Annotated in this window: 11 protein-coding genes; all 11 read right to left on the bottom strand. The window is 59.3% G+C overall.

The genetic code is table 11. From position 1 onward, the window contains the following. Positions 1-5 precede the first annotated feature (5 nt). Complete coding sequence (locus ACTJKV_RS18060; protein WP_440599193.1) at positions 6-2429, bottom strand: VWA domain-containing protein; 2424 nt, start codon at positions 2427-2429, stop codon at positions 6-8. 1 nt (position 2430) lies between these two features. Further along, positions 2431-3462: a vWA domain-containing protein gene (locus ACTJKV_RS18055; protein WP_440599192.1), complete on the bottom strand. Its 1032-nt coding sequence runs from the start codon at positions 3460-3462 to the stop codon at positions 2431-2433. Continuing rightward, the gene (locus ACTJKV_RS18050) at positions 3459-3923 is read right to left on the bottom strand and encodes a DUF4381 domain-containing protein (RefSeq protein ID WP_440599191.1); all 465 of its coding nucleotides are present in this window, start codon (positions 3921-3923) and stop codon (positions 3459-3461) included. Before ACTJKV_RS18050 ends, ACTJKV_RS18055 begins: the two co-directional genes overlap by 4 nt. Continuing rightward, positions 3920-4840 (bottom strand): DUF58 domain-containing protein, encoded by a 921-nt coding sequence (locus ACTJKV_RS18045; RefSeq protein ID WP_062426830.1) that lies wholly within the window; start codon positions 4838-4840, stop codon positions 3920-3922. Before ACTJKV_RS18045 ends, ACTJKV_RS18050 begins: the two co-directional genes overlap by 4 nt. A 17-nt stretch (positions 4841-4857) precedes the next feature. After that, on the bottom strand, positions 4858-5847 hold the full coding sequence (locus ACTJKV_RS18040) for an AAA family ATPase (RefSeq protein WP_440599190.1): 990 nt from the start codon (positions 5845-5847) through the stop codon (positions 4858-4860). Positions 5848-6134: 287 nt separating this feature from the next. Then, positions 6135-7451, bottom strand: coding sequence for a sensor histidine kinase (locus ACTJKV_RS18035; protein ID WP_440599189.1), 1317 nt, complete (start codon positions 7449-7451; stop codon positions 6135-6137). Between the two features lie 61 nt (positions 7452-7512). Beyond that, positions 7513-8190, bottom strand: coding sequence for a response regulator transcription factor (locus ACTJKV_RS18030; RefSeq protein WP_062597858.1), 678 nt, complete (start codon positions 8188-8190; stop codon positions 7513-7515). 342 nt (positions 8191-8532) lie between these two features. Beyond that, positions 8533-9594 (bottom strand): DUF2218 domain-containing protein, encoded by a 1062-nt coding sequence (locus tag ACTJKV_RS18025; protein WP_062426833.1) that lies wholly within the window; start codon positions 9592-9594, stop codon positions 8533-8535. Continuing rightward, positions 9591-10421, bottom strand: coding sequence for an ABC transporter ATP-binding protein (locus ACTJKV_RS18020; protein WP_062426834.1), 831 nt, complete (start codon positions 10419-10421; stop codon positions 9591-9593). The genes ACTJKV_RS18025 and ACTJKV_RS18020 overlap by 4 nt, the downstream gene beginning before the upstream one ends. Further along, the gene (locus ACTJKV_RS18015) at positions 10418-11467 is read right to left on the bottom strand and encodes a FecCD family ABC transporter permease (protein WP_440599188.1); all 1050 of its coding nucleotides are present in this window, start codon (positions 11465-11467) and stop codon (positions 10418-10420) included. Before ACTJKV_RS18015 ends, ACTJKV_RS18020 begins: the two co-directional genes overlap by 4 nt. Continuing rightward, positions 11464-12492, bottom strand: coding sequence for a FecCD family ABC transporter permease (locus tag ACTJKV_RS18010; protein ID WP_440599336.1), 1029 nt, complete (start codon positions 12490-12492; stop codon positions 11464-11466). Before ACTJKV_RS18010 ends, ACTJKV_RS18015 begins: the two co-directional genes overlap by 4 nt. Positions 12493-12498: the final 6 nt, after the last annotated feature.

Raw genomic sequence — 12498 nt, 5'->3', positions numbered from 1 at the left:
TCCTCTTAGTTGGAGCCTGACCGAAGCTGGGCGTAGTGTTGACGAATACGGGCACGCAGCAGGCCGGACGGATCGTCAGGAACTTCGCGCAACTGTTGCTCGACTGCCTGATCGACGACCGGAGCCCCGGGTACGGAGGCCTTCACCCGCTCGCCGCCCTTGTCGGTGCCATTGCCTTCCAGGACACTGGACAGCATTCTCGAAAGAGCGTTTTCACTCTCCTTGCCGGCTTCTCCGCTTTGGTTGCCGGAAGTGCTTGCCTGCTGACGGGCCTTGGCAGCCTCTTGTGCGGCCTGGTCCGCCTGGGCGAGCCCCTCAGGACCGGTCTTGTCTTGCTGCTGGCCTGCCTGCTCGCTCCCGCTGTCCTTACCCTTCGGCTCGGTCGCAGCGGCATCCTGCATTTGTTGCTGGCCAGCACCGGCGTTTTGATCCTTGGCCTTTTCTGCTTCAGCCTTTGGAGACTGGCCTGTTTTTGCCTGATCGGAGGGTTTTGATGCATCGGCCGATGCCTGGTCTTTGGGTTGTTCACCTTTTGACGCGCTTTGCTGGTTGGAGCCTTCCTGCGAGCTGTTTTCCTGACCCGGCTGAGCGGCAGACTGCTGTTGATCGCCCGATTGGCCGGATTGTCCGCCTTTCTGTTTCTGCGACTTTTCAGAGGCCTGCTGCTGGTCCTGCTTTCCGGACTGACCCTGAGATTGCTGCTGATCCTGCTTTTGACCGTTGCTAGCGGATTGCTGTTGCTGGTCCTTATTGCCGGAACCACCGGCCTGCTGCTGTTGGTCCTTTTTATTGTTCTGGCCGGATTGTCCGCCGTTTTGTTGCTGGGAATTCTCCGAAGCCTGCTTCTGGTCCTGTTGGCCACCTGCGCTCTGTTGCTGCTGCTGGCCTTGCGAACCGGACTGCTGATCTTTTTGATCCTGCTGGCCGGACTGACCCTGAGATTGCTGCTGATCCTGCTTTTGACCACTGCCACCAGACTGTTGCTGTTGGTCCTTTTTGTCGCCTTGGCCAGATTGCTGCTGCTGCTTGTTTTTCTCCTGTTCCTGCTTTTTCTGATCGTCGATCAGCTTCTGGACGAGATCACGATTGTGCTTCGTGTCCGCATCATGAGGGTTGGCAGCCAGCGCCTGGTCATATGCGCCAAGCGCCTCCTTCAGCTGGCCGGATTTCGCAAGCGCATTGCCGCGATTGTAAGCACTCTCGGAAAAGTCCTGAGCCGCTGCCGCGTAGTCACCCGCGCGGTAGGCTGCAGTGCCACGCCAGGAGGGTGTCTCGAACTTGCCAGATGCCGTGTTGAAATCTCCTGATGCGAAAGCCTTCTTGCCTTGCTGGTCGGAGGTCGACCATAGGTCCTGCCAAGTCCCTGCATGGGCCTGCCGTGTCGAAAGGCCGGGCACGAAATTCAGGCATACGATCAGTCCGATGGCGAAGACCAGGCCGCGCCGGAAGGCAAAGGGCAGAAGCAGGACCGGCAGGATCAGGAGCCAGTAGCCCATGTCGACCCAGCTGTCGGCTTTAAAGTCCTGAGCTTTGCCCGCGGCTTCAGCCTTTTCGGTCTTCGGCAGGATGCGGTCCAAATCGGTGCTGTTTGCGGACACGCTAGAGTAGACACCACCACCTGCCTTGGCGACTGTGCCAAGAGCTTCCGCATCAAGCGACGTCGTTACTTTTTCGCCGGAGCGATCGGTAATGGCCTGACCGCCTGCCGTCTGTAACGTGGCTCCCTTTTCTGTGCCGACGCCGAGAACCGAGACGGTATAACCGGCTTTGCGTGCATCGGCTGCTGCCTTTTCAGTTGCTGCCGCATCACCGGCATTATCGGCGAGCAGCACGATTTTACCCCGCGTTGCATTCGCTCCCTTCAAGACGGAGACCGCCTCCGAGACAGCAAGATCCGGCCTGTCGCCCAGTACGGGCATCAGTTTGGTGGAAAGGTCGGGGATCATCTGAGAAATCACTTTGTTGTCGCTTGTCAGAGGTGCGGCGACGAAGGGGATGTCCGAATAGATGACCAGTGCGTGCTCATCGCCTTCTGTACGGGCGAGGACGTCGCGCAACTTGTGGACCGCACTGCGCAAACGACTCGGCGACAAATCGTCTGAATTCATTGATTGCGCCAGGCTGAGAACCGCAACCACGGGCTCTCCACCGGTAAAGGAGGGAACCTCAGCCTTCTGCCAGGTCGGCCCTGCGAGCGCCGTGACCAGGACAACCAGCATGGCCGCTGCCACCGATGGCAGGAAGCGCGATGCGCGGGCTGTTGCGCCGCTCATGGCCAAGTAACGGAGCAGGTGCGCATCGACATATTTGCCCCAGTTGCCGCCGGTGGCGCTCTTGCGGGACCGCATGACGAGCCACAGAAGAAGGCCCGCCGGGATCAATGCCCAGAACCATTCCGGGCGCATGAAGTGGAACAGATTGGTTTCCATGTCAGGCTTCCTTGTCTACGGGACCCTTGTACAAAGGGCGGTTTGTGATGAAGGCCGGAACCGTAGCGATCAGCACGGAAAGGGCGGCGATGAGGAGAGCGAGACCGGCCGGCCAGAAATAGAGGGCGATTTCGGGGCGCACATGCACCGGGTCGGCGCCGATCGGCTCAAGCTTGTCGATGGACCGGTAGACCTGAGCCAGGCCGTTGACGTCTGTCGCCCGGAAATATTGGCCGCCGGTCAGGTCCGCGATCTTGCGCAGGGCGCCTTCGTCAAGGTCAGAAGATGTGACCATCTGGCGACCCATCGCGGTGTCGACGGCCATCGGAGCTCCGCCAACGCCGATCGTGTAGATACGGATTCCCAGTTTCTTGGCGAGCTCGGCTGCCCGGATTGGGTCCATTTCGCCTCTGTTGTTCGCGCCGTCCGTCAGGAGAACGAGAACACGTCCTTCGGCAGGTCTGTCCTTCAGACGGTTCAAGGACACCGCGATGGCGTCACCAATTGCCGTCTGCTGACCGGTCAGCCCGACCTGGGCCTCATCGAGAAGCTTGTGGACGGCCTCCCGATCAAATGTCAGAGGCGCTTGCAGATAGGCGCGATCCGAAAAGAGAACCAGGCCAACGCGGTCACCCTTGCGGCTTTTAATGAAAGCATCAGCCGCATCCTTGACCACGTTGAGGCGGGTGGTGGGCCTGCCGCCCACGGCGAAATCCTGCTCGGCCATGGAACCGGAAAGGTCGATAGCCATCATGATGTCGCGTCCTTCGGCAGGTAGCGGCACTTCCGGTCCGACATAGGCCGGACGGGCGAGCGCCGTCACCATCAGCAACCAGACAAGCGAAGCAGCAGCGAGCTTCCACCACGATGTCGAGGTGCGGTCTGCCCGACCTCCCAGGTCCCGCGACAGGCTGGCAAAGAACGGCACTTTCAATGCACCGCCCAATCCCTTGTCAGCGGGTTTGAGGAAATAGCGCAGCACGAAGGGCAGCGGCAGCAGTAGAAAGGCAAATGCCCAGAGAAAGGTAATCATCCGTTCCTCCTGATCCAGGTGGCGGTCTCGGCGCGCAGCGCCTCCGGTTCGAAATTCTCATTGGCCGGCGGACCGTAGGGACCGGTGGCCAGAAGCGTCGCACTGTTGCTGCTCATTCCGTATTTGCCTTCCGTCAAAAACGCGCTCCACGCCTCGCCGGTCAAAACATCGGCCCCGGCCGAGCGGCGGCGGGCAACCCGTCGCAGTAGGGAGGAGATCTGCGTAAGAAATTCGTCCGGCCTGTCAGGCTTGATCGCCTCAAGCTCGCGAAGTGCCAGAAAACGAGCGCTCTTGCGGCGCATCAGGCTCCAGACGAGGGCGACCACGCTAAGGATGCAGACAAGGGCGATGAGGGCCCACCAACCCGGCGCAAGCGGCCACCAGCCGATTGGCTGAGGCAGATGAATGTCGCGAAGCTGAGCAAGCTCAGCCTGCATTTGTGGAGTGAGTTGCGTGCTCATGCTGCCATACTCCGGTTGAGATGCGGATGGAGGATCCAGGAGGGATCATCCGGTGTCTGCAGGAAATGGCACACCATGCCGTGGTGCCGGCTGACGGTCTCCAGCCGCTCTTTGCGCGCCTCGAATTCATGCGCGTAGCGTTCGAGTTTACGTCCGCCAAGCGCCGAGACGGCCAAGGCATGTTCGCCATCGGTCAGGCGTCCGCCGCGCGGTGGTAGAGCGGCATCGAAGGGATCGCTGACGTGGATGTTGGTCACATGAGCATTCACCGCCAGATGCCGGAGCTCGGTCTCCGCTTCGTCACCAAAATCGGAGAAGTCACTGATAACGAAAGCCAGAGTTCCTGGCCGATTGCGGTGACGCAGACGGCGCAGGGCGTTCGCCAGCGTCGCCTCCGTGCCCAAAGGCCGCTCGAGTCGGGTTTCTTCCGACAGCGCTTCCAGAAGTCCAAGCACCGAGCGCCGCGTTCTGGCCGCGGGAAAGTCCCGCAGACCGTCGCGCGTCATCACAAGTCCGCCGACACGATCGCCGCCGTCATGTCCGGTCCAGGCCATCATGGCAGCCACTTCGGCTGCCAGATTGGATTTGAATCGGTTTCTGGTGCCGAACTGCATCATCGCGCGCATGTCGGTCAGAATGACGATTGGCCTTTCCCGCTCCTCCTGGAAGAGCTTTGTGTGGGTTTGGCCCGTGCGAGCAGTGACCCGCCAGTCGATGGACTTTACGTCGTCGCCCGGCTGGTAAAGACGGCTTTCGGCAAATTCCATACCGCGGCCGCGATAGACGGAGCGGTTGGCACCCCATTGATGGGTCGCGACGCGACCGGATGGTGCAAAGCCGGTTAAGCCGCGCTGTGGCCGCACCCGAACAAGTTCGGGCAGGGTCGCGACAATGCCTTTGAGGTCTTGGTCTGTCATGACGGTCTCCCGACTGTTCAAGCAACAGGAACCCTGTCGATCAGGGCATCGATGAAGGCGTCGGCGGTTTTGCCTTCCGCTTCGGCCTCAAAGCTCAAGATGATGCGGTGACGCAGTACGTCATGCAGGACCGCCTGCACGTCGGACGGAGTGGCGAAATCCTGACCGTTCATCCAGGCGTGCACGCGCGCGCAACGGTCGAGAGCGATGGTCGAGCGGGGCGAAGCGCCATAGGAAATCTGATGCGCAAGGTGGGCGCCGTACATCTGGGGACGACGGGTCGCCTGGATCAGCTGAATGATGTAGTCGGTCAGCGCATCCGAGACATGGGTTTTCAGAGCCGCCTGCCGGGCCTCGAAGATTTCCCGTTGAGACACCCGGAAGGTAGACTTCACAGTTTCGGCCATGGCCTCGCCGCGTACGATCCGCAGGACCTCTCGCTCGGCTTCCGGAGAGGGAAAGTCGATCTTGACATGCAGCATGAAACGGTCGAGCTGAGCTTCCGGTAGCGGATAAGTGCCTTCCTGTTCAATCGGGTTCTGGGTTGCCATCACCATAAAGAGTTGCGGTAGACGGTAGGTCTTACCGGCAACGGTGACCTGGCGTTCGGCCATGGCTTCCAGGAGCGCCGACTGCACCTTGGCGGGTGCGCGGTTGATCTCGTCGGCAAGGATCAGGTTGTGAAACAGAGGACCGGGATGGAATTCGAAGGTTCCCTTTTCCGGGCGATATATCTCGGTTCCCGTCAGGTCGCTGGGAAGCAGGTCCGGGGTAAACTGGACACGGCACGGCTCGCCTTCGATAAGCTCCGCCAAGGTGTTGACGGCCTTTGTCTTTGCAAGGCCCGGTGCGCCTTCCAGCAGAATATGTCCATCACCGAACAGGCCGAGAAGCAAACTGTCGATAAACGTCTCCTGGCCGACAATACGTTTGTTCATTTGGTCGCGGAGCGCATCGACAAGGGCGTTGTTAGAGCGGGCTGCGGTTCGAAGTGTATTCATGGTCATCAGAGTGCCTCGCAATCGGGCCTGGCTTTTTGCCGAGGCGCCGCGGTTTCAGGGTCAAGACGTCGATGGAAGCAAGAAACCGGCGAGGGGCAGCTACAAGGTGTCCGTTCGCCACTTTGGCGACGTAGACTTGCAGTGCAATCTCCGCGGGATATGCTGAAGAGGGAGCAGTTCTTCCAGCATGGACGGCCCGAGTCGGCTCTTGCTTTCACGGTTCATTTCCCGAAGTCGATGAACAGCTAAGACACTAGGCGACGCAGTTTGAGGCAGCTTGCCGCGTTCTATAATTATTGTTGAAGTTGGCGCTTGGGGAACGAGACGGTGACGCGCAAGCCCGGTTTATCAGCGCAGGCGGGATCGGTCGCGGAAAGCGTGATGACGGCTTGATGGTGATCGGCGACCGCCTTGACGAGCGCAAGGCCGAGACCGCTGCCCGGCTTGCTGCGGGCGCTGTCGAGCCGTTTGAACAGGTCGAAGACCTCGTTGCGTTGACCGGCGGGGATGCCGCCGCCGGTGTCCTCAACGATGAGGTCGATCGTCTCAGGCCTGTCCTGAAGGCGAACCCGGATCGAAATGCCGGAGCCTCCATGCACGATGGCATTTCCAACAATGTTGGCGAGCATCTGCTGCACCATGCTCTTGTCGCACAAAAGCAGGTATTCTTCGGTTTCCCCGACCTGAAATTCGAGCGTTTGCCCGTTCTCCTGTGAGAGCGGTGCGAAGAATTCGAGCGTATTTTCGACCAGACCGCGAAGGTCGTTCAACTGCATGTCCTTGCGCGGCGAACCGGCGCGGATGCGGGTGATGCGGAGAATTGTGTCGATGATCTCGTTAAGCGACCCGGTCTCGTTGAGTGCCCGCTCGACTTGCGGGTGCGGATCGCGGCCGGCCTCGATTGCGTCGAGCGCATCGTTCAGCAAAAGCCCGACGCGGGCGAGCGGGGTTTTCAGATCGTGGGCGATCGCAGTCGTTGTCGCGCGCATGCTCGCCATCAGTCGGGAGAGCACATCAAGGTTGGCGTTGATCTGAATGGAGATGCGGTCGATCTGATCCTTTCTCTCTACGATCGGTACGCGCGCATCCGATTCGCCGCTTGCAACACGCCCCAGAACGCCTTCGATCAACCTTAGTTTCGAAAAACTCTTACTGCTTGCCAACAGACCCAGAACCAATGTTCCGAAGGTCAACAGCAAGGTCATGACCACGAGGCCGGCAATCATGTAAACGCGCATCTCGTCCACGGCCTTGAGATTTCGGCCGACCACAAGCGTTGCATCGTTAAACTTCTGGACCGATACCACAAAATGGCCTTCGCTCCCCCTGGCCGAGAGGGATTGCAGCGTGGTGTCGCGGACACCGATGAAGTCCGGCATGGTGAGATCGGCACCTGCCAGGTTGACCCCGTTTTTATCATAGACTGCGGAGATGCGGTCCTGGCTGCTGACAAGGTTGCTCAGCGTACCGATTGCCTTCACCAAGCCGTCGCGTCCCTCCGCGGAGTAGACGTCGCTCAGAAGGACAGTCTCCTCCAGGGTCTGCTGCTCGGTGGCATCGCGCAGGGTCTTGGTCACCGACCCGATGAAGAGCGTCCCGCCAAGGCTCATGAGAACAAGAACGCCTATCGCGACCTTGGCTGAGGTCCGAAAGGAACTACCGGACATAAGATCAGTGAGGCGCACGTATCCGGTATCCCATGTTGCGGACGGTTTGGATCAACGCTGTATCGAAGGGCTTGTCGATCTTCTGGCGCAGCTTACTGATATGGGTCTCCACGACCGTCGTTCCCGGATCGAAGGAAAAATCCCAGATTTTTTCCAGGATCATCGTCTTGCTCACGACCCGGCCCTCCGCTTCCATCAGGAGTTCGAGCAGTGCGAATTCCTTGTTCTGCAGATCGATGACTTGCCCCTGGCGAACCGCAACGCGTTTGAGAAGGTCAAGCTTGAGATCGTGGCAAATGAGCTCCGTCTTCTGGCTGTTCTCTTTCGGACGCCGGGACAGGGCATGAATGCGCGCGAGAAGCTCAGAAAAGTGAAACGGTTTGACGATATAGTCGTCACCGCCTGCCATCAGCCCCTCTACCTTGTCTTCGAGGTCGGAGACCGCGGTCAAAAAAATGACCGGCAGCGAACTTTTTGACGCTCTGAGCGCCTTGACCACAGAAAGCCCGTCGAGGCCAGGCATCATCCTGTCGACGATTGCAAGATCGCAGCTGTTGTAAAGGCAATAGGTCAGCGCTTCGCGACCGTCGCTCACCCAATCGACCGAGAACCCCTGTTCGATGAGACCTTTGCGGATATAGCCCGCCATCGTCTCATCGTCTTCTGCAACCAAGATCTTCATCGCCCGGACTCTCGGTTTGAACACCCCGCATTGTTGCTGACGAGCAATTGCGTTTTGCCATGGGTGCCGGAGCGATAGGTTTCCGAGCGTCGGGCCACTCCAAAAACAATCACTCTCGTCCGGTAAGGGTCGATACCAATGTCAGGAAGAAGCCAGGGCATAACGCGTCCAATTTCCGATGCTTTTCCGGGCATTTGTAACATCGCCACTGGATTACGGCTATCATATCACGGCGGATTTCTTACGTTTTAGCAGACCTGGATGTTAGGCCCGTGGCGTTGCCCCAAACGGGCTTTACGCGTGAGCGTGACGGGCGCAGCATCTTTTCGTTCGATATCGCCGTCAATCCTCGTTGCGCCAGTACCACGCAACGTATTGCTGCTTCCGGTCACGGTCCTTCTCAGCAAGATAGCGCTTGATAGTTCGAACATCCGATTTCTCGCCGGCAAACCAAACGAATGTCTCCCGCGAGGTTTGATCTATTTCCGCTTTCAATCGCTCGACAAGGCTTCCGCTGCCTTCTTGCGGATAGGTAGACCGATGCAGCCATTCGACTGAAACTGGTTCACCGTGGCTGATCGCTTGCTCTTCCCCGGCATCCTCGACTTCGATGATCGCCTTTATCGTGGTACCAACCGGTGCTTCCTCCACCATCCTTGCGATTGCTGGCAAGGCGGTTTCATCGCCAGAAAAGAGGATAGACTTCGCTGCCGGCAAACTGCCACCTCCCGGACCCATCAGCGCCACCCGTTGCCCAGCTTCTACGTCTCGCGCAAAGTCGGCGCCGGGGGTAGCAACGCCAGGCTTCGGATGCTGGAGAAAGTCGATGCTGACGTGGTTGGCCTCTTGATCCACCGAACGTATCGTATAGACGCGCACAAGAAGTTCGTCTTCGCCTTCTGGCCAGCCAATGCGGCCGTTTTCCTGCAGCTTTGGCCAAACCGGTACCCGGCCGACGGGCGGAACGAGCACACGCACATGCATGTCGCCACCGACAAACGGGGTTACATCGTCTACCGCCAGAATGACCCTCCGCATGCGCGGCGTAACAATCTGGGAACCGACAACCGTTGCCTCGTGAAAGCCGGGTGGGCGAACCTTTGGCGCTGGTATTGACCATTCAAGAGTGAACGGTTCATCGCCGGCGAAATAGAACAGGTGCTCGGCAAACATCGTGCGTGTTGCCGCGAGCATTTGGTCGTTCTCTGTTCGAATTTCGATCATCAACCGCTCATCGGCGGTGGTTACATCGATCGCCCAATCCTCAGATCTGAGCGATGCACCTTGCTCCGATACAACAACGTCAGAGTGCTCAACGAAGTGCTCGCAGATCTCAGCAAGCATTGCATTGACGTCAGCGGGGTAGGCGACACCGGAAAGGGTTGAGGGGTGTAGTGTGTTCATGATCTTGCCTGCATAAATGGAACGTGACGGGCTTGCATATGATGGCGACCGATCGGGAGCATCATCGGCCGGCCTGATGTCGGATCGAGAAGGATCTGGCTCTCCAGTCCGAAGACGTTTCGAACCAGATCCTGCGTCAGCACAGTTTGGGGCGGGCCTGCCACGAAAGGCCGCCCTTCCAGCATGGCGACAAGGTGGTCCGCGTAACGCGCAGCGAGGTTGAGATCGTGAAGGACCATCACGATGGTCGTGCCGCGCGTCCGGTTCAGGTCGGTCAAGAGGTCGAGGACATCGATCTGATGGCTCACATCCAGAAATGTGGTCGGCTCATCCAGCAGCAGCACTTCGGTCTGCTGCGCGAGTGCCATCGCAATCCAGACTCGCTGCCTTTGGCCGCCAGACAATTCATCGACGGGTCGGTCTGCCAGTTCCAGGGTTTGCGTTGCCACCAGCGCATCGGCGACGGCGCGGTCGTCATCTTTGGTCCAGGACGCGAAAAGACCATGATGGGGATGCCGTCCCCGGCTGACCAGATCCATGACCGTAATGCCTTCGGGTGTAATGGGTGATTGCGGCAAAAGCCCTAGCCGCTGTGCAAGCTCTTTCGTTGGCAGCCGGTGGATGGCACGCCCGTCGAGAAGTACCTCGCCCTGTTGCGGCGCGATGAGGCGCGAAAGGGCCTTGAGCAGCGTGGACTTCCCGCAGGCGTTTGCCCCAACAACGGCAGTTATCTGGCGGGAAGGAATAGCCAGGTCCAGACCCTTCAATATCTGCTTCTCACCATAGCCGGCGGACAAGTTTGCGGCCTCGAGGCGGGGATCAGTCATGAGGCAGCTCCTTGGCGGTTGCTTCGAATGATCAGGATGATGAGGTAGGGCGCCCCGAGTGCGCCAGTCACGACACCAACAGGATATCGGCTGAGCAAAAGAAATTGCCCGACAAAGTCACCTGCCAGAACCAGCGCTGCGCCAATCAGTCCGGCGGGAAGGAGGATCGAATGGCGGCGTCCAAATAGGCCAGCGGCAATCGGACCTGCCAGAAAGGCAACAAAGGCGATCGGTCCGGTTATGGCAGTGGCTGTTGCAATCAGTCCCACGGCGGAAACGATCACCAGAAGGCGGGTTGATGGGACGTTGACGCCAAGTGCGGTGGCTGTGTCTTCACCGGTTCGCATCACCTCAAGATCACGTGCCTTAACCAGAAGAACGCTGCCAAAAATGAGAAGGGCGAGAAGCAGGGGACCTGCCATTTCGAGCTTTGCGCCATTCAGGCTTCCGGTAAGCCATCGCATGGCCTCCTGAAGACTGAAGGCAGGCGCGCGTGAGAGGATATAGACGATCATGCTCTCAAGCATGGCAGAAACACCGATGCCGACAAGAATGAGCCGAGCCCCCGAGACGCCGTTGCGATAGGAAAGGCCATGGACAAGCAGTGCCACTGCGAGGCCTGCCACCACAGCAAAGACGGAGGCGGCAGGACCGCCTATGCCGAGAATAACGATGGAGAAGACAGCCGCTGCACTGGCGCCAGACGTGATGCCGATGATGTCGGGGCTTGCGAGCGGATTACGCAAGAGGGTTTGAAATGCCGCTCCGCCCAACCCGAAACTCATACCTGCGACCAGACCAAGCACTGCGCGCGGCAGCCGCAGCTGGCCGACAGTGAAGCCTGCGCCCGGCACGGCTTCGCCCGCAAGGATGCGGATGACATCCGAAAAAGGGACATATGTTTGGCCGAAGGTGAGGGAGCAGCAAAATCCGGCAAGGATGGCCAGCGCCATAATGGCAAGCAGCACGTGGCGACGTCGAAGGTGGCGGTTCCGGCTCTCTCTGATCGATCCACCAGCAGTCGGGTGGGTGGACGCATAAATCATAGTTGCTTCACCTTCTGTCGACGGACGATGAAGATAAAGAACGGCGCACCCACCAAAGCGGTCACAACGCCCACTTCCAGTTCAGACGGGCGCGCGGCCAGGCGACCGACAATATCGCTCACTGTCAGAAGGATCGCGCCGCCTAGTGCGGAGAATGGAAGGAGCCAGCGGTAATCCACACCGACCAGAAGCCGGCAGACATGTGGAACCACCAGACCGACAAAACCTATGGGCCCGCACACGGCGGTTGCTGCGCCGCATAGTATCACTGCGCCGACTGTCGCGATAATCCGCGCGACGGCAACGTTTTCTCCGAGCCCGGCAGCAAGTTCCTCCCCGAGGGCTAGCACGTTCAGCTTTCTGGCGGAGAGCAGGCAAAGCATGAAGCCAATGATCAGAAAGCCATAAACCGGTTCCATGCGCTCAAAAGTCGCCCCGCCAACGCCGCCGATTTGCCAGGAACGGATTCCACCTGCGATATCTGCCCGCGGCAGAACGATGGCGATGACGAGCGAAGAAAAGGCGATGGCTGTTGCCGTGCCCGCCAAAGCCAGTTTCAAAGGCGTGGCGCCTCCGCGCCCCATTGAGCCGATCGTATAGACGAAGACGGAGGTTGCTGCCGCCCCGAAAATTGCCAGCCATATGAAACTGTGAGCGGAGCTTATTCCAAACCAGGCCACCCCGACGACAACAGCAAGAGAAGCGCCCGTGTTGATTCCCAGAATACCGGGATCGGCCAAGGGGTTGCGGGTGATGCCCTGCATCACGGCTCCGGCCAATCCGAGTGAGGCACCCGCAATCAGCGCCAGCACCGTTCGCGGTATTCGCGTCGCCACGGCTGCCCGATCCAGAGTGGACGTGTCCCCCGCAATCGCAGCCAACACCTCGAACGGCGCTACATCACGCGTCCCTACCATAAGAGAAAGGATGGCCACAATGGTCGCGACCACGAGAACCGCGACGAGACATACGAGGTTGGTGTGCCTTGGTAGAGTAAGCGTCGGCTGCTGAATCAAATGCAGCATACGGCG

Origin of the sequence: Agrobacterium sp. 22117 (assembly GCF_052045735.1) — a bacterium.
GTDB classification, from domain to species: domain Bacteria; phylum Pseudomonadota; class Alphaproteobacteria; order Rhizobiales; family Rhizobiaceae; genus Agrobacterium; species Agrobacterium cavarae.
The sequence above is the reverse complement of the archived record's forward strand: the minus strand, read 5'-3'. Positions and strand labels throughout refer to the sequence as shown.